This is a genomic window from Halorubrum sp. SD690R, assembly GCF_005435035.1.
In the GTDB taxonomy this organism is placed as follows: domain Archaea; phylum Halobacteriota; class Halobacteria; order Halobacteriales; family Haloferacaceae; genus Halorubrum; species Halorubrum ezzemoulense.
The window spans coordinates 19,422-36,683 of sequence record NZ_SGTV01000018.1 but is presented as its reverse complement, the minus strand read 5'-3'; the positions used below and the strand labels follow the sequence as shown (position 1 = coordinate 36,683).

The window sequence follows — 17,262 nt, the reverse complement described above, 5'->3', positions numbered from 1 at the left end:
CATGGTAAAAAATGACACAGGTAGCTCCGGAGCGGAAGGCGTCCGCGAGACCCGGCGTCTTCCGCGTCGGGTATATACCACTCTATATCCCCCTTAGAAACCCTTAATCGGGCGTGACGGGACGCGCAGGTGTGAGCGAAGACGACGTCGCCACGTTCGGGTTCGTCTGTGTACAGAACGCCGGTCGCAGCCAGATGTCGGCCGCGTTCGCCGAACGCGAGCGCCGCGAGCGCGACCTCGGCGACCGCGTGGAGGTCGTCACCGGCGGGACCCACCCCGCGGACGAGGTCCACCCCGAGGTCGTGGCGGCGATGGCGGAGGTGGACATCGACCTCTCCGACCGCGTCCCCCGCGAGGTCTCGACCGCGGAGCTCGACGCGTGCGACGTGGTCGCGACGATGGGTTGTTCGACGCTGACGCTCCCGGACGGCGTCGAGGGGCGCGACTGGGCGCTCGACGACCCGCACGGGCAGGATATCGATCGTGTCCGGGATATCCGCGACGAGGTCGAGGGGCGCGTGCGCGACCTCTTCGATGAGTTCTTTGACGAGGAGTAGGCGGCTCCGGCCGCGTATCCGTGCGACTCGGGGGTTTCTCTCGACGGAAATAGTCCCGGGCGGATTCGAACCGCGAGGACTCGCTTCGCTCGTCCTCTGGGCTCGAATCAATTCGGACACCTGCGGCTCGCGGAGTTGCTCGCCGCAGGATAGTCCCGGGCGGATTCGAACCGCCGTCAATGGCTGACTTCGGGCATCCGACGGGCGTTCTTGATGGAACACCCGACAGCCGCGCGTGAGCCGCAGACGCCGACGGATTCCCTCCAAAGGCCATTATGATTGGCCACTACACCACGGGACTTCGTATTCGGCTAACCGACGGGCACTCAAGTACGTTACTCTCCGCGACGAGACTGGGACGGCCCCTACGCCCCCTCCTCGATCCGGTCGAACCGCTCCTCGAAGTTCTCGCGACAGGAGCCGCAACAGAAGTGGTACAGCGTCCCGTCGATCCGGGCCGACTCCCCCTCGGCGGTGACGGTGTTGCCGCACTCGACGCACTCGACCGCGAGGTCCGCGTCGCCGACCGCGGGCGACCACTCGTGGGCGTCGAGCAGCCGCACCGACAGGTCGCGCACGGCCGCCAGTCCGACCGCGTCGTCGACGAGGTCACGAGCGGTCCCCTCCTCGACGCGCGCGACGACCGTCACCTCGCCGTCTGCGGTGAGGAACGCGTGCTCGACGCGCTCGTGGCTCGCGACCGCCGCGTGAACGCGCTCGGCGTCCGCGGGCGCGACAGCGAGCGTCGCGAGGACCCGCAGCCCGTCGGAGAGCGCGTCACCGTCGATCCGAAGCGTGAATCCCTCGATGACGCCCACCTCGCGGAGCCGGTCGACCCGGTCCGACACCGCGGGCGCGGAGAGGTCCACGCGCTCGGCGATATCGCTGTACGGGCGCCGCGCGTCGGCCAGCAGCAACCGGATGATCTGCCGGTCCGTCTCGTCGAGCGTTCGCATGGGCGGGCGTTCGCCCGGCGCGGGCAAAAGGCGTCCGGGAGGGGCGGGCGGTCGCGGGACCCGGTCGGCGTCGGGAACACGGGACGGTGGCGGGGAAACCGGTCGGCGTCGGGGGCGACGGAAAGGCAGTTGTGCCCGGGACGCGAACGGGCGCCCATGACGACGATAGACGTCGACGGGATGTCGTGTACCGGCTGCGAGGACAACGTGACCGACGCGCTCGGCGAGCTGCCGGGCGTCGAGTCCGCGAGCGCGGACCACGAGGCGGGCACCGCGACCGTCGAGGGCGACGTGGACGTGGACGCGGTCGTGGCCGCCATCGAGGACGCCGGCTACGAGGCGTCGGCGTAGGAGACCCGACGTGCGGACGGAGCACCGCACACCCCGAACCGCCGACTTTTTTCGCCCGAGCGCGCTCGCCGAGACATGGACAGCGTACTCGTCACCGGGGGCGCGGGCGGCGTCGGCGCGTGGACGGTCGACGCGCTCGCCGACGCGGGCCGCGAGGTGGTCGCCGTCGACCGCGAAGCGCCGCCGACTGAGGAGCGCCGGGACGGCGTCGACTACGTGGCGGCGGACCTCACCGACTACGGCGAGACGCGACAGGTGGTCGACGCGGCCGCGCCCGACGCGGTCGTCCACCTCGCCGCGATCCCGCACCCCGAGGACCACGCCGGGTCGCGCGTGTTCGCGAACAACGTCGAGAGCGCGTACAACGTCTTCGACGCCACCGGGGCCGCGGGCGCGCGGATCGTCTGGGCGTCGAGCGAGAGCTGCTACGGCACGGTCTTCGCGGCGGACGACTGGCTGCCCGACCGGCTCCCGATCGACGAGGAGACGCCGACCCGGCCCGAGGACCCGTACGGCCTCTCGAAGGTCGTCGGCGAGGAGGTGGCCGCCGCGGCGGCCCGCCGGCACGGCGTCCCCGCCGTCTCGCTGCGCCTCTCGTGGGTCACGTTCCCGGGCGACGAGCGGCGCCGCGAGGCGCGCGAGACGTTCGACCCCGCGACCGCGGCTCCGAGCGGGAACTGCTGGTCGTACGTCGACGTGCGCGACGTGGTCGCGGCGGTCGAGGCCGCGATCGACCCCGAAACAGCGGTCGACGGCCACGAGGCGGTGCTGATCGTCGCCGCGGAGAACTTCCTCGGTCGCGACACCGCGGCGACGATCGAGGCGGTCCGCGGCGAACTCCCCGCGGAGTGCGACCTCGACGGCGACGAGTCGATTTTCGACTGCTCGAAGGCGAAGCGCCTGCTCGGGTGGGAACCGGGCCACTCGTGGCGCGACGGCGCAGAGCGGGGAGCGGAACGCGACGACGGGTGATCGAGGCGGGGGAATCGCGGTCGAGCCGGGGTGTTCGGGGAACGTCAGGCTCAGTCGTCGGCCGAGCCGGGCGTGTCGCCGACCGGGTCAGCCTCAGTCGTCGGCCGGGTCTTCCGAGTCGGCCGCGTCGCCCGGCGAATCGCCGTCCTCGGCGGGCGCCGCGCCGGCCGCGGTCGAGTCCGCACCCTCGGTCATGGCCGTCATCGAGTCGGCGGCGCCGACCGCTCCCGCGTCGTCGACCGTCTCCTCATCGCCGATCGCTCCCTCACCGCCGACCGTGTCCTCGTCGGCAGTGTCACCGTCCTCGACCGTCGGCTCGGGCGGGCGATAGGTATAGACGAACTCCCCGGCGACGGCGTGGAACGCGCCGGTCTCGGGGTCCTCCACGACGCCGGTGTCGTTGTCGATCGCGAAGTCGACGAGGTCGCGGAGCGACCCCGCCTCGGCGGTCGGACGCTCGTGGACCGACGCGGGGAGGCGGAACGTCGTGATCCACTCCGCGAACTCGGAGCGGTCGTCGCGGTACGAGAGGTACGCGCGCTCCGCGGGCGTGAGCGCGAGGTCGAACTCCCGCGTCGCGTACGCGGTGCCGCCGGCGCCGACGAGCCCCGCGAGCAGGAGGAGAGGACCCCCGAGGGACCGGAGCACGCCGTACTCCCGCTCGACGCTCACCGACTCGGTCCGCCCGGTTGTGTCGGACCGGACGCCGGGCTCGGAGACGGAGTAGGTGTCGCCCCCGTGCGTGACCGTCATGTCGAGCGTCTGCGTCGACGCGGTCGGAACCCCGCCGATCGACCCGTCGACGGCCACCTCGGTCGTGACGAACGTCTCCGTCTCCCCCGGCGAGGCGCCGAGCTGCTCTTCGATCGACGCCACGCGCCCGTCGATCGCGGTGCTGTTGAGTTCGAAGGAGGCGTCCACCGTCTCGCCGGGCGCGACGTTGGCGGCCGTCTCCGACGCGATCGGTTCCGTCTCGCGCCAGTAGACGGTCCCCTCATCGCCGACGTTGCGGATGACGAGCGCGGAGTCGAGCTGGACGGTGACGTTCTCCGCGGTCGACGCCGCGTAGCTCGTCGTCACGTTCACGTCGAGCTCGGGCGCGATCCGCGTGAAGTACGTGTCGCGGCCGTCCAGCACCGCGCCGGTCTCGAAGACGGTGTTCGGCTCCGTCACGGTCGCGCTGTGGCGGTACTCGCTTTCGACGGTCAGCGAGGAGACCGTCCGGCGCTCCGTCTCCGTGCCGGGGTCGACGTGCGTCGTGTACACGAGCCCCGCGCCGGCCGCGGCGAGGAGGAGGCAGACCGCGAGGATCGCGGCGGACTGTGCGTTCAGCACGGCGCGGAGTCTGAGTCGACGTTCGTTTGGTTCTGAAGACATGTGTTACCTGTAGAGCTCGCGGAGGAGTCGCTTGTAGAGCGGGGGGCGCTCGCGGGAGTCGCGAGACCGGATCCGCGCGGGCTCGCCGCGTAAGAGCAGGAGGCCGACGCCGACGATACCGCCGCCGAGCAGCCCGTTTATCGCGACGAGCGGCGCCCAGGGGTGGACGCCGTACAGCTCGTCGACGATGCCGGGCGGCAGCACGGCGAGGTAGCGGTGTTCGACGACGAACAGCCGATAGTATCCCGTCTCGTCGGGCGCGGACAGCGTCACCGTCGTCGAGGCCTCGCCGCGACTGGCGACCGAGAGCCGCTCCGGCTCGACGTCGACGCCCGGGCTCGCCGGCGTGACGTACGCGTACACGGGGACGAGCCCCGCGTTGGGGACGACGTACTCGATCTCTTGGCTCGTGCCGCGCTCGATGACGGTCGGGTTCTCGGACTCGAACTCGGCGCTCACGACGCCGTACTCCTGCGTGCCGGCCGGGAGGACCATCGCCGCCGTCGCGGTGGCCATCAGCACCAGCGCCAGCGCGCCGAGGATCGCCAGCACGGAGGTGCCGTCGTCGCGCGACCGGTCGCGCGAGTCGCGGTCGCGCGAGCCGGCGTTGAGATACCAGTCGACCGCGTAGGCGACGAGCGACAGCCCAAAGATGATGTACGCGAGCCCCTGCGTTCCCTGGAACGAACGGACGCCGAACGTCACCGCGAGCCACGTCTGGACGGACTGTAACGCGGACTGGAACCCCATAGCGACGGTCCCGAGGTGCGGGATCACGACGACGCTGCCGCCGATCTGGAGCGCCTTCGCCACCACGTCCGCGTCCTGAACGACCGGCTCGCCGCCGTCCTGATCGGTGAACGGGTTGTTGTCTCCCCGAGTGATATAGCCCCGCTCGGCCTCCTCGACGACCCGGTGGGTCGTCAGCCCGCCGCCCTGGATCTCCTGTGCCTCGAACGTCACCACGTCGCCCGGCCCGATCCCGCCCGCGAGCTGCGCCGGGACCGCCACGAACCCGTCGCCGGGAGCGAGCGTCGGCTGCATGCTCCCGGTCTCGACGTAGCTGAGGAGGACCGGTTGGCCGAGGAGCTGTCCGACGACCAGCGAGACGACGACCAGCACCGCGGCCGCTTGGAGCGCGACGGACAGCGTTCGTTTGAGTGACATGGTGTCGAACTCGGCTCGGAGACGGACTCGGGGCGGCGACCGCCGCGAGGCGGTACCTGTCGCGCGGCCGTCAGGTAGTCGTCGATCGCTGAACGGCGGCGTGTCCTTATAACTTCGTGGGTGGCGGCGAACCGGATCGGGCGGCCGCCGTCGCCCCTACTCGTCGAAGGCGCCGGCGGCGAGCAGCGCGAACGGGCCGATGAACCCGAGGCAGAACCCGAGCAGGTGGACGTACAGGTTCACGACGCTCCCGCCGCCCGAGGGGTCGGACGGGAAGCCGACGACGGGGTAGCCGACGGCCACCAGCCCGCCGACGACCAGCAGTTCCCCGTAGCCGGGACGCGACGCGACGGCGGCCGCGTGCGTCCGGACCGCGGGCGGGAACCGGACCTCGCTGCTGGCCGCGTACAGCACCGCGAGGAGCGCGCTCGCGACGCCGATCGCCAGCCCCGCGACCCCGATGCCCGTCGTCGAGACCGGCAGCGCGAGGAGCGCGATCCACCCGACGAGCGCGAAGAAGACCGCCGGCAGCGCGCGCAGCGAGGCCGCAGGCGCGAAGTGTTCGCGGGCGTAGCAGTACCACAGGATCGGGAGCAGTCCGGCGAGCGCCATGTTGATCCCGGAGAAGCCGAAGCCGATCGCGTCCCGCGGGACGGCGAGGTTCAGCGCGGACAGCGCGAACGGGAAGGCGCCGAGGTACGTCGCGAGCGACGTGAAGAAGAGTCGCCGTCGCCCGCCAAGGACGGCGAGCGCGTAGCCGACGCCGGCGAGGAGCCCGTATCCGACGAGGTTCCCGAGGAGGTGATCGGTTCCGAGGTGGACGTAGTGCGCCGCGAACGCCGACGGCACCGTCGGGTCCGCGTACGCGAACGCGAGCGAGCGGCGGGTCGCCTCCGGCAGCGCGAAGACCGCGAGCAGGACCGCGGGCACCGCGAGCAGGACGAGCAGGTCGGCCGCGCGGACGCCGGCGAGCATCTCCTGACTGAACGTGCGGTCCGGCCGACTACCGTCGACGGAGCGATCCGACGGGCCGCCGTCGACGGAGCGATCGCGCTCGTCGGTCGCAGACGTGCTCACGGCCCGTGGGTCGTCGACCAGCGGTTAAGACCTGTCGGCGCGCGCCCCGGATGCGGCCCGGGGCTCACGACCGCGGCATCCGGCGGAACAGCGCGAGTCCGGCCACCGCGAGGGCGAGCGCGGCCAGCAGCCCGCCGAGTTCGACGAACTCGATCCCCCCGGGTTCCTCGGTCGGCCCGGCCTCGGTGTCGTCGGCGCTGCTCGCCGCAACGGAGCCGCTCGCCGTCTCGGCGCTCTCCCCGTCGCCGCCAGTCGCCTCGGAGTTACTCCCCTCACCGCCCGCCGGGTCGCCGCCGGGGTCGCCGACGAGCAGGGTCCCGGCGGGGGTCCCGCCGACCGCGAGGTCGTACGCGCCGGCGGCCGAGACCGTCTCGTCGAACGAGAGCGTCGCCGTCTCGTTGGGCGCGAGCGCGACCGTCTCGCTCGCGACCGAGTTACCGTCGGCGGTCAGCGTCACCGCGCGCTCGCCCGCCGCGCCGCCCCCGTTTCGGACGGTCGCCCGGACGGTGACGTTCTCGCCGGGGTCGATCGCCTCGGGCGAGACGGTCGCCGCAGTCACGTCGAACCGGGGCTCGCGCGCCGCGACCGCAAACGTCGAGAACTCGGTCGTCGTCGCGCGGAAGTGGACCCGGTCCTCGGGGAGCCCCAGGATATCGACGACCGCCTCGTCGACGACCTCGACCGACACCGCCTCCCAGTCGCCCGCGTCCGTCTGCCGGTAGAGCTCCACGTCCCCGGGGTCGGTCCCGGTCGCGTTGAGGTAGTCCCGGTCCGCGCTGAGCCGGATCGTCATCGCGTCGACCGCGTCGGGCGCGAACTCGTGCGCGAGCGAGAGGTACCCGACCGGACGGGGACGCGTGGGCGCGGTCAGCGCGCTCCCGTTCGCGAAGGGGACCGGGCTCCCCGCTGCGTTCAGCTCGACGCGCTCGTTCCGGACGCCCGCCAGGTCGATCCCCTCCAGCGTGACGTTGTCGCGGTCGATTGGCATCCCGTCGGCCCGGAACCGGACCTCCGCACCGGACTCGACGCCGCTCGCGACGAACTCGCGGCGGTCCGCGCTCGGCGAGGCGACCGTCTTTGTCGGGCCCCCGTCGGCGGTCCCCTGAGTCGACGCGCCCGTCGCGGTCGCGTCCACTTCCTCGGGCTCCGCGATCTCCGCCTCGATCGAGAACTCGTCGGCGCCCAGCTGCGCCCCGACGGCCGTCCCGCGCGTGTCGAGCGCGAGCCCGACCGTGACGGTCTCGTTCGGCGCGAGCGTGACGTTGTTCGCCTCGCCCTCGACCGAGTCGCCGTCGACCACGAAGGTGACGTTCTCGCTTCCGTCGCCGATCCAGACGCGCGCGTACTCGTCGGCCGTGTACGTGATCTCGAACACGTCGTCGATCCGTCCGGTCGCGCCGACGTTCACGCCCTCGAAGGAGGGATCTCGGATGTTCGGGTTCGACGCCGACACGTCGATCGCGATCTCGTCGTCATTATTTAAATACGCGTACCGCCCGTTCGGGCCGTCGGCCGGCTGGATCGCGAGATCGCCGTCGGCGACGGTGTCGGCCGGGCCGTCGACCACCGCCGCACCCGTGGCGAAGGCTAACGCAGTAGCTGCCGAAACGGCTAGCAGGATCAGTATTGCGGTCCGGCAGGCAGTCGGCATTAGTGTATTGTGTGCCGATTGTAGCTACGGGGTCTTTGTATTGTTGTGCTTGATCCGCTGAAGATAGTGCTTGTTCGGAAGGAGCAATCAAAGTAAGCGTTCAAATCGAATCGCTGTACGCCAGCATGAGTAGTCACCGGGTTGAGTCGTACAGTGCTGTCACTTCTCCTGGATCAAGTGCCCGGGAATAAATACGCACATCGTCGATCCGACCGTGCCACGAGTTACCGCCGCCATCTTTCGTCCCAATTACGAACTGTGAACTCGTCGAATTAAATGCTCCGCGAGCGGAGTCGACCTCAGTTCCGTCTACATAGAACCGGCCGACCCCGTTGCGATCGTATGTCAACACACAGTGGTACCACACATCGACTTCTGGCGTCGGACCGAACAGCGTCGTCTTGTTTCCGTCCGGCTCTCGGTTGAATTGGGCGTATAGCTGGTCCTCTGGACCGTTGTAGCCGATCAGGTAGTCACGGTTCTGTGCCCGCTGCCATTTCGAGACGGCAAGCGGGTACGAGGTTTGGTCGAACCCTGCGGCGTTCAACCAGACTGCTACTGAGAACGACATAGTCGCCTCAGCGTTCGGGTTCGGCTGAATTGCCACGTCCGCTTCCGGGAATTCGGCGGCTTCCCCCGTCTTTCCTGCCGTACTTGAGATCTCAGAGGGAACCGACGCGTCAGCACCGCCTACCGCGTCTTCGGCAGTACCATCTCCCACCGTGTTCAGCGGCCAGTATCCGGTAAGTCCGTCCGTCGGGCCGGGGATCGAAGTCCCCTCCCGGCCCACCACAGTGCCACCGTCGGCGGGCTTGCTCGCGTCGGCGTTGATCGTCGCGGTCAGATCCTGACCCTCGTTCAGATCGTCCGTATCAACGTGGACTCCGATGTCGGCGTCCGCCCCGGGCGTGAGATACAGCACGTCGTCGGCGCTGTCGCGGAGTTTGTTGTCGCTATCACCGTGAGCGTAGAACCACACGTCGGTGTCGGAGGTTCCGACGTTGAAATCTCCGGAGGCGTCGGCGAAGACTGCCCAGACGTAGACGGGCTGAGTCCCCTGGTTGGTGACTCGGAACACGTCATCGAAGTCGTAGACTGAGTCGGTTCCGAGCCCGCTCCCGCCGGCGTCGGTGTTCGTGAACTCCAAGAGAATGAGTCCATCCTGTGTCGTCGCGAAAGCGTCGCCGTTCGGCGAATCGATCGGCACCATCGCGAGAAACGCGTTCGCGTCGTCCGCGGTCTCAACCGCGATATCCCGCTCCGCTGAGACGCTCGTGAACGCGCCGGTGCCGACCAAGCTGCCGCCGAGGCTGGCGAGACCGCCGAGACCGAGGATGAGTCGTCGTCGTTTCATATCAGTTTGCTCCAGGAAACCCACCGGCGGAGTCGAACCGCCGGAGTACCGGCGTGGGTCGTGATCCGCTATTGGTGTCCGTTATACGTTATCGAGTCCCGCTTCCTCCGCAAACTCGGCGTCCGCCACGATGTCGACGTTGTAGCTGAAGTCACCGGTCGCCGCATCGCTGGTTTGGATGTTCAGTCCAAACTCGAACGACTCGCCCGGTCTAAGCAGGTAGACCTTCGGCGGGTTGGGGCCGGTCGAACTCCCTCCATTAATTGTGCTACCGTCGGTGTCTAAGGTGGCCGTTTTGAATGTTTCTCCCTTTTTGAGGATCGTCCCGCCGATATTAGTCAGGCTGGTGAAAGGAGTTCCGTCTGGCCGGAAGCCGATGGAAGTAGTCGGATCGTTGGGAAGGTTCCCATTAGGCATGTTGCTGACCTGCGGGTCAATATAGACTCCGTCATCGCTGGTGTCGAACGCATCTGCACCGAGACTAGCGGGGTCGGCGTAGACGATAGCGTTCTGCGTGCCCTGGTTCGCGATGTCGAAGATGTCGAAAATCTCCGTCGTAGCGTTGTCGTTCACACCGCTTCCGGTGCTACCACTCGCACCGGCGACATCAATCGCAATCTCGTTTCCGCTCTCATCCGCGTACGCGGAGTTCTCGTTGCTGCTGGTCGCATCCATCTTAAGCAGCGCACCACTATCGTCCGCGACGGACACAGTGACGCTCCGGTCCGCACTAACGGTCGTGAACGCCCCAGTACCAACCGCAGCCGCGCTACCTGAAGCCAATGCGCCCAGTCCGGCGAGGAACTTGCGTCGGTTTGCCATAGTTGTGTAACCTCGTTGTGTCCGCACACGACCCGCGGGCCGCCGACGCGAGACATCCCGCGTCACCCGGGGTCGCTCTACTACACCCATGGGGCCTATCCCATATCGTTATGAATTTCCAGAAACACTTCCGGGCGGGACTGAAGCCCCGCCCGTTCCGTTCCGACCCCACCTGAACCCCGGTTCGATCGGTTCAGGCCGGTCCTGAGACCCCGTTCAAGCCCGCCCTGAAGCGGCGATCGCCGCCCGTGTAACGAGGGTGGTAGTTACTGAAGCCTGATAATATCGCCGAGAGTGCCCGCGAATAGAATCCGTATGACGCCACGTATCTCCTTCTTAGACCGTCAAAAGCCGACTTACGCGTTCGTGTTGACCCGCGAGTGAACGGCGAGAAAGTTTAGCAGATTATCATAACCACGGGATTTATGTTGGCGTGTTCATATATGTCAGACAGAAATGGCGTCGGTACAGCGGCCGGACGGTCGGGGGGCAGAACCGACGACTGAGGTGTCAGAAGACGACCTGTTCGACGTGTTGGCGAACCAGCGCCGACGGTTCGCGGTCCATCTGCTGAAGCGGGAGGAGGCGGAGAAACTCGAGATCGGCGACATGGCCGAGCAGATCGCGGCGTGGGAGAACGGGACCGACATGGCGGAGATCACGGGCGACGAGCGCAAGCGCGTGTACACCGCCCTCCAGCAGTCCCACCTGCCGAAGATGGACGACGCGGGCGTCGTCGAGTTCAACAAGGACCGGGGGATCGTCGAGCCGACGCCCGCGCTTCAGAACGTCGACCTGTACATGGACGTGGTCGAGGGGAAGGAGATCCCGTGGAGCGACTACTATCTCGGGCTCTCGGGCGTCGCCGCCGCGCTCGCCGGCGCGGTGTGGCTCGGCGCGTGGCCGTTCACCCTCCTGCCCGAGATGGCGTGGACGGTCGCCATCGTCGTCGCGTTCGCGTTCTCCGCGATCACGCACAAGTACTACACCGCGGAGATGAAAGTCGGCGAACCCGACGAACCCCCGGAGCTCACGTAAGGCAGCGGTGTTCAGGGAGCGATTACCGGGTTTCCGGTGCCGCATAACCTTAGGGTCGGGACGCGTTGTACCGGGTGAACTAACTGTGCGAACTCATCGCAAATGAAACGACGGAACCTCATCCTCCTGCTCGGCGGCGCAAGCTCCGGCGCGATGAGCGTCGGCACCGGGGCGTTCAGCAGTATGGAGGCGGAGCGGGGAGTGTCAGTGGACGTGGTGAAAGACAGTCGAGCGTTCGTTGGATACAAAACTCCAAACGACGGCTCGACAGTGAGTGAGGGGGACTCCATAACCCTAGTGACGGTGACGAACCGGTTTAACCACGACCTTTCGATCGCCGAGGTCGAAGTGGGTGAAGGGGACGATATTCTGGGTGAGGTCGAGTACGACTCCGGTGATTTCGGAAGCGGCAAAAAGCAGACCATCAAAGCGCCGGTTTCAGGAATCGACTCTGACGAGCCAGTCGGGATCGAAGTAACGGTCACGGTAGAGGGGAGCGGTGTCACGGCACAGTTGTTTGGTGATACGGAGACGCGGCGGTTTACGATCGAACGCGAGGACGAAACAGACGAGGGGAACGAAGCGGTCAGCGGTAGTTCCAACGGGGTAAACTTCTCCGGAGGCGGAAACGCCGAGATTCTCGGAGAAGACAGGACGGAAACGGTAGACATCTATCTGATCAGTCCCGGAAATAGCGGTAGCGACGAAGTCATGACCCGTGAAGATGAGAAAATCGAAACGAAGCACAAAATCCGCGGCCAGTTGAGCGGTGCGAGTGGCAATACGATCGTAGGTGTCAAACTCGACGACACCGTGTACGTTCATCCACAGTGGAGCGCGGAGGACTGCGGCCTCGATCAGCACAACAACGGAGGGCAGGGAGAGAAGCGTGAGAACCCGCCGAGCTGTGAGTCGGACTGATCGGTAGCTCGGTTCGATATCATTCTCACTGATGGTAGGCGTACGACAGCACGGTAGAAGCAAACAGATCCATTTCTGTCTCTAGTCGAATTGACGGTCGGTGAACAGAGCGAAAGTCACCGGGAAGTGGGTTGGAAGGGATCACCTGAAGGTTTTCAGCACGGCTACGATCGGCTTCATATCGACCCAGAACTGCTACAGATTCGCCCAGAAGCATTTCAGTCCCATCCAACGAATTTTCTGCCAACTCATAACAATATGGGATACGTCCCATGGGTGAAGTAGAGCGACCCGGGGTGACACGGGATGTCTCGTGTCCTCGGACGCGGGTCGTGTGCGGACAACAGAGGTAGACCAACCATGGAACGACGCAAATTCCTAGTCGGAATGGGATCGCTCGCCGCCGGTTCGGCGGCTGCGATGGGTACCGGGGCAATGAGTATCACTCAAAGCAATCGAAATGTCGATGTTAATGTTGTCGCCGACGATCAAGGTGCAATTGGACTAAAAGATGTGAGTTCCGGAGATTTCATTAAACAATCTAGTGGTGAGCTAGGGATTGATTTCGCTAGAGGTACTGGAGATGGTGTCAGCGTCGGGGCTAAGATCGAACTCGGTGATATCAATGTTCAGGGGCCAGACCTAGCAAAGGACTGGGGATATACGGGAACTCCGGCTTTCAAAATAGTCAACCAGGCGCCGGCGGAGACCTATGATATCACGTTCACGTACGAACTAGATAATTCCGCCAGCTTGAATTCAAACGGGTCTGCGTTGGCCTTCTACAATTTCAAAAACACCCATTACTCACCACTACGTGTCTTTGATGGGAGCCCTGAGGCAGTCAGTGGTCAGTCAGGGGTTTACGAGCAAAGTGACTTCCTTGATCAGTATAGTGGACTAAGCCCCGGTGAAGCCATTAATATGGCAGTGGCCGTGAATACCGATTTCTCGAATTCGGATACTTCCGAAGATATTTCAGGGAGCCTGACAATTAGCGCGACGCCGCATTAATTTTTCAGTATTTTGGTTAAATCTTTATTTAGCTTATATTAGATAGGGCGATTTATTTCTATAATTAAAAGAAATAATTTTCAACTATTTACTTTATATCAGTATTCTAGATTTAGAATCGGGGTGCTTGGAGAAACGCGCGACTTGTTATGATGGTTACAGCAGTCTTGGTAGTGGGTTAGGATCTCGCTCACGTCTGTGATATCGAAGTCAAAAAGTGCTGGCCAGTCGAACACGCAGGTCTATGTTGATTGATAGTGATTAGTGCAAATAGTTTCATAGACGGTGCCGAGAAGCGTTGGTTCGGCACCTCTCACCAAGGATACGGATCAGCAAACCGGTAAAGAATTGAACTAATTGCTGTGTTGAATAGCGGTGATTGAGTGGACGTGGTAGATGTGAATCAGTCCGTGAGCTGATGAGTCACATGGTCTCAGAATTGGAGCCAATGAACCGTTGCTCAACGCTCGCTATTCAACATAGCAGAACTAATCACTATCAGAGGCCCGGAATTCCTGCGTCCAGTCGCCCTCCTCGTCGTTGATCACTCCACGACCTCATCGCGAGAGACGGCTTCAGTATCATCCTTGCGCATCGCGTACTCCTCGGCGGCGATACTCGCCAGCATATCGCGTGACGCGCCCGGGGTGCTCCGTCGCGTCCCGGATCGCGTGCCGGAGGAAATCGCTCCGAGACGTGTACCCCCCTTCCTTCCAGGCCGCGTCGATCTCCGCCAGTTGGCGCTCGGTGACGCGCACGTTGATCGTCGTCGTCTCGGGGTCATCGACGTCGGGATCGTTCGTACTCGTTTCAGACATACGCGTGTGTTGCTTCCGCGGTCATATAAATACTCTATAGTGGAGACCGCCGTCCTCGATGCCGGGACAGCCAATCTACACTTCGACAAACGCACGAACGAGTCCCGCCGAAACCTAAGAATACATTGCACACATAGCAAACGCTGTGCCCACCATCTCCACCCGTGTCCCCGAGGACCTCGAAGCTGAACTCGAGGAATACCTCGAATCGGAACGGCTCGACCAGAGCACGGCGGTCAGGAAACTCCTCGCTGAGGGGCTCGACGAGTGGCGCCGAGAACGCGCAGTCGACCGATTCGCGGACGGCGAGGTCTCGCTCACGAGGGCCGCGGACCCCGCGGGCCTGTCGGTCTGGGAGTTCGCGCGACTGGTCGAGGAGTCCGACCGCGCGTGGGTTTCGGACGACCACCTCGAAGCCGACCTCGACGACCTGTGAGCTGGGTCTTCGACGCGACCCCACTGACCTCTCTCGCGAAAGCCGAGCGACTCGGGGTCGTGGAGACCCTCTCGGAACCCCGACTCGTCCCCGAACGGGTGTACCGCGAGGCCGTAACCGAGGGGATCGAAGCGGGCTACGACGACGCGCGTCGGATCGAGCGCACCGTAGAAGACGGCCTCGTCGATGTCGTCGCCGTCGACACCGACGACTCGCCGGTCGCGACTCGATTGGGTCGCCATCCCGGACTGAGCGACGCGGACGTGGCGGTCCTCACCTGCGCGGACGCACGCGACGCGGTGGCCGTGATGGACGAGTCCGCCGGGCGCTCCGCGGCCGAAGTGGAGGGCGTCGAGACGCGCGGGACCGCGTATCTCGTCCTCGCGGCCGTGAAAGGCGGGCAGCTGTCGAAAGCGGGGGGGCGTGACGCAATCGACGCGATGATCGACCACGGCTGGTACGTCGCGCCGGACGTGTACACGAGGGTCGTCGGGAAGCTGGAGTCGTTCGAGTAACGACCAGTACAGCTCGTGAGAGAGTCCTCGGTATGGCATCGCCGCTCCCGTTATCAGAGGAAGAAAAGGAACGAATGCGGCGCGGCCGAGTCAGTTCCGGGGTCGCGACCGACGAGGCAGACATCGACGAGAGACTCTACGGCTGAGCTCGGGCGTCGATCTACTTCTCGCCGTTATTTTTCTCGTCGGTCTCACCTTCGGCCCGCAACGTCTCGTCCGCGAACTCCCGAATCGCCTGTTTCTCCTCAGCGCTCACGTCGACCGCCTGCGCGCTCTCGATCTGGCCGTTCACGACCGCGTTCTGTTGTGGCCCCCACACCTCCGGCGGCTGTGCCTTGGTGTACTCGGCCCACCGGATCACCTGCTCGTAGCGGGGCGGTCGCTGGGGGCCGTCATCGCTTCCGGCCGAGCCTCCTCAGGCGTTCGTGAGTCGCTCATAGCGGTTTTCGACGTCGAGTCGTTCGACCTATCTTTCGAGGCGGTCGCGGGAAAGCGTTTCCGGGAGGATCAGAACAGCCCGGGCACGAGGACGTAGCTCAGGAGCATTCCGAACAGCCCGGCGAACAGCGCGAACAGCGCCATCGGGACGATCGCCTTCCGGAGCAGGTCGCCCTCGCGGCCGGTGATGCCGACGACGCCGCAGATGGCGGCGACGTTCAGCACCGAGACCATGTTGCCGAGGCCGCCGCCGACGTTCTGGAGGCTGACGGCGATCGTCCGGGAGAGTTCGACCGTCTCGGCGGCGTTGTACTGGAGCACGCTGAACAGGATGTTCGAGGAGGTGTTGCTCCCGGTCATGAACGAGCCGATGGCGCCGATCCACGGCGAGATCATCGGGAGCAGGCCGCCCGCGCCGATCGCGAGCGCGCGGCTGAGCGCCTCCATCATGCCGAGGAGGCCCGCGGTGTTCGTCTGCGACTGGATCATCACCTGCGTCATCGACACCGCGATGATCAGCGTGAGCGCGGCGGGCGCGACCTGCTCCGCAGAGCGCCGCCACGCCGCGCCCATCTCGTCGACGTCCATCTTGTGGATGAGGCCCGTGAGGACGGCGATCGGGATGAACGGCATCGTGCCCGGGAGGTAGAGGTACTGGAGCGTGTACCCGAGCTCGGTGCCGAGGATCGAGTCGATGCCGACGGTGAAGCTCTGGATCCACGGGAGCACGGCGGTGCCGGCGACCGTGAGGTCGGGCCACCGCGTGGCGAGCAGCGCGAGCGCGACGAGGAGGTACGGCGTCCACGCCAGCAGCACCGACATCTCTTTTTGTGGCTGGTCGCGGGAGATCTCGTCGAGTTCGAGGCCGCCGAGCCAGGTGTCGCTCCACTGCGAGTCGGTCGGGAAGTCCCACTCGCGGTCGGGGATGAGGATATTGTTGTTCGCGAGCAGGAGCCCCACGCCGAGGACGACGAACCCGGCCGCGATGTCGGGGAGCGCGGGCCCGACGAACCACGCGACCACCAGCTGCGTCCCGCCGGTGACGACGCCGAGGAGGAGCGCGAACGGAGCGATGGGGAGCGTGTCGCGGACGGCGCCGCCGACGCTCCGGCCGCCGTCGGCGTCGCCGAACCAGTACGTCAGGAAGAACACGCCGAGCAGCCCCCAGAACACGTACGTCACGCCCGTGACGATGCCGGACCACGCGGAGACCATCGAGAGGAACTCGGAGACCCCCACCGAGCCGGAGAGCGCCGGGTCGATGACGGCGCCGGTGCCGCCGATGACGGGGGTCCCGGCGGCGCCGAACGGCGGGTTCGGCGCGTTGAAGAACAGCCCGAACACCGCGGCGGCCAGCGGCGGGAAGCCGAGGCCGATAAAGAGCGGCGCGGCGAGCGCCCCGGGCGTCCCGAACCCGGCGGCGCCCTCGATGATCGTCATGAAGCCGAGCCCGATGAGCAGGACTTGGATGCGTCTGTCCTCTTCGATCTGTCCGAAGTACCACCTGATAGTGGCGATGGCGCCGCTCCCCTCGAGGTAGTTCATCAGGAGGATGGCGCCGAAGACGATCAGGATGATGTCGACCGCCTGGAACGCACCGTAGACGGCCGACGCGGCCAGCCAGTCGATCTCCATGCCCCAGTAGGTGAGTCCGATCCCCCCGGCGAGCAGCCACCCGACCCCCATCGCGCGGGCGGCGGACCACCTGAGTCCGGCGAGCAGGACGAACGCGACGCCGATCGGAATGACGCCGACGAACGCCAGTGAGAGTACGTTTGTCATGAGTATGTCTTTCGAC

At 65.8% G+C, this 17,262-nt stretch carries 18 protein-coding genes and 1 tRNA gene; 8 read left to right on the top strand and 11 right to left on the bottom strand.

Features of this window, described 5'->3' with window-relative positions; genetic code table 11:
• Window positions 1–131: 131 nt before the first annotated feature.
• Window positions 132–557: a low molecular weight phosphatase family protein gene (locus EXE41_RS11995; protein WP_094521395.1), complete on the top strand. Its 426-nt coding sequence runs from the start codon at window positions 132–134 to the stop codon at window positions 555–557.
• Window positions 558–707: 150 nt separating this feature from the next.
• Here EXE41_RS11995 and EXE41_RS11990 read toward each other — a convergent pair.
• A tRNA-Gln gene (locus EXE41_RS11990) sits at window positions 708–858 on the bottom strand.
• A gap of 64 nt (window positions 859–922) precedes the next feature.
• Window positions 923–1,513: an AsnC family transcriptional regulator gene (locus EXE41_RS11985; protein WP_137691138.1), complete on the bottom strand. Its 591-nt coding sequence runs from the start codon at window positions 1,511–1,513 to the stop codon at window positions 923–925.
• A 156-nt stretch (window positions 1,514–1,669) separates the two neighbouring features.
• Between EXE41_RS11985 and EXE41_RS11980 the strand changes: the two genes are divergently transcribed.
• Complete coding sequence (locus EXE41_RS11980; protein WP_007344879.1) at window positions 1,670–1,864, top strand: heavy-metal-associated domain-containing protein; 195 nt, start codon at window positions 1,670–1,672, stop codon at window positions 1,862–1,864.
• A gap of 75 nt (window positions 1,865–1,939) precedes the next feature.
• Window positions 1,940–2,836: an NAD(P)-dependent oxidoreductase gene (locus EXE41_RS11975; protein ID WP_137691137.1), complete on the top strand. Its 897-nt coding sequence runs from the start codon at window positions 1,940–1,942 to the stop codon at window positions 2,834–2,836.
• 93 nt (window positions 2,837–2,929) lie between these two features.
• On the opposite strand, the gene EXE41_RS11970 is transcribed toward EXE41_RS11975, so the two are convergent.
• The 6 genes from EXE41_RS11970 to EXE41_RS19320 all read right to left on the bottom strand — a co-directional run bounded on the left by EXE41_RS11970 (window position 2,930) and on the right by EXE41_RS19320 (window position 10,284).
• On the bottom strand, window positions 2,930–4,213 hold the full coding sequence (locus EXE41_RS11970) for a DUF5305 domain-containing protein (protein WP_137691136.1): 1,284 nt from the start codon (window positions 4,211–4,213) through the stop codon (window positions 2,930–2,932).
• A 3-nt stretch (window positions 4,214–4,216) separates the two neighbouring features.
• Window positions 4,217–5,380, bottom strand: a complete 1,164-nt coding sequence (locus tag EXE41_RS11965; protein ID WP_049932334.1) for a signal peptidase I — start codon at window positions 5,378–5,380, stop codon at window positions 4,217–4,219.
• Between the two features lie 156 nt (window positions 5,381–5,536).
• The gene (locus tag EXE41_RS11960) at window positions 5,537–6,457 is read right to left on the bottom strand and encodes a hypothetical protein (protein WP_241987242.1); all 921 of its coding nucleotides are present in this window, start codon (window positions 6,455–6,457) and stop codon (window positions 5,537–5,539) included.
• Window positions 6,458–6,521: 64 nt separating this feature from the next.
• Window positions 6,522–8,108: a CARDB domain-containing protein gene (locus tag EXE41_RS11955; RefSeq protein WP_137691135.1), complete on the bottom strand. Its 1,587-nt coding sequence runs from the start codon at window positions 8,106–8,108 to the stop codon at window positions 6,522–6,524.
• 133 nt (window positions 8,109–8,241) lie between these two features.
• Window positions 8,242–9,318 carry a LamG-like jellyroll fold domain-containing protein gene (locus EXE41_RS11950; protein WP_158294415.1) on the bottom strand — a complete coding sequence of 359 codons (1,077 nt, stop codon included), beginning with the start codon at window positions 9,316–9,318 and terminating at the stop codon, window positions 8,242–8,244.
• Window positions 9,319–9,543: 225 nt separating this feature from the next.
• Window positions 9,544–10,284, bottom strand: a complete 741-nt coding sequence (locus EXE41_RS19320) for a hypothetical protein (RefSeq protein WP_199240880.1) — start codon at window positions 10,282–10,284, stop codon at window positions 9,544–9,546.
• A 456-nt stretch (window positions 10,285–10,740) separates the two neighbouring features.
• Between EXE41_RS19320 and EXE41_RS11940 the strand changes: the two genes are divergently transcribed.
• From EXE41_RS11940 to EXE41_RS11930, 3 genes are all read left to right on the top strand, one after another.
• On the top strand, window positions 10,741–11,322 hold the full coding sequence (locus EXE41_RS11940) for a hypothetical protein (RefSeq protein ID WP_137691133.1): 582 nt from the start codon (window positions 10,741–10,743) through the stop codon (window positions 11,320–11,322).
• A 102-nt stretch (window positions 11,323–11,424) separates the two neighbouring features.
• On the top strand, window positions 11,425–12,243 hold the full coding sequence (locus EXE41_RS11935) for a hypothetical protein (RefSeq protein ID WP_137691132.1): 819 nt from the start codon (window positions 11,425–11,427) through the stop codon (window positions 12,241–12,243).
• A gap of 360 nt (window positions 12,244–12,603) precedes the next feature.
• Complete coding sequence (locus EXE41_RS11930) at window positions 12,604–13,257, top strand: hypothetical protein (protein ID WP_137691131.1); 654 nt, start codon at window positions 12,604–12,606, stop codon at window positions 13,255–13,257.
• Window positions 13,258–13,838: 581 nt separating this feature from the next.
• On the opposite strand, the gene EXE41_RS11925 is transcribed toward EXE41_RS11930, so the two are convergent.
• Window positions 13,839–14,075, bottom strand: a complete 237-nt coding sequence (locus EXE41_RS11925; protein WP_241987241.1) for a ribbon-helix-helix domain-containing protein — start codon at window positions 14,073–14,075, stop codon at window positions 13,839–13,841.
• Window positions 14,076–14,220: 145 nt separating this feature from the next.
• Between EXE41_RS11925 and EXE41_RS11920 the strand changes: the two genes are divergently transcribed.
• Window positions 14,221–14,511 (top strand): UPF0175 family protein, encoded by a 291-nt coding sequence (locus EXE41_RS11920; protein ID WP_137691130.1) that lies wholly within the window; start codon window positions 14,221–14,223, stop codon window positions 14,509–14,511.
• Complete coding sequence (locus EXE41_RS11915; RefSeq protein WP_137691129.1) at window positions 14,508–15,026, top strand: DUF3368 domain-containing protein; 519 nt, start codon at window positions 14,508–14,510, stop codon at window positions 15,024–15,026. The genes EXE41_RS11920 and EXE41_RS11915 overlap by 4 nt, the downstream gene beginning before the upstream one ends.
• A gap of 160 nt (window positions 15,027–15,186) precedes the next feature.
• Here EXE41_RS11915 and EXE41_RS11910 read toward each other — a convergent pair whose 3' ends face one another.
• Both EXE41_RS11910 and EXE41_RS11905 read right to left on the bottom strand, forming a co-directional pair.
• Complete coding sequence (locus tag EXE41_RS11910) at window positions 15,187–15,387, bottom strand: hypothetical protein (protein WP_137691128.1); 201 nt, start codon at window positions 15,385–15,387, stop codon at window positions 15,187–15,189.
• Between the two features lie 146 nt (window positions 15,388–15,533).
• Window positions 15,534–17,246, bottom strand: a complete 1,713-nt coding sequence (locus tag EXE41_RS11905) for an L-lactate permease (protein WP_137691127.1) — start codon at window positions 17,244–17,246, stop codon at window positions 15,534–15,536.
• Window positions 17,247–17,262: the final 16 nt, after the last annotated feature.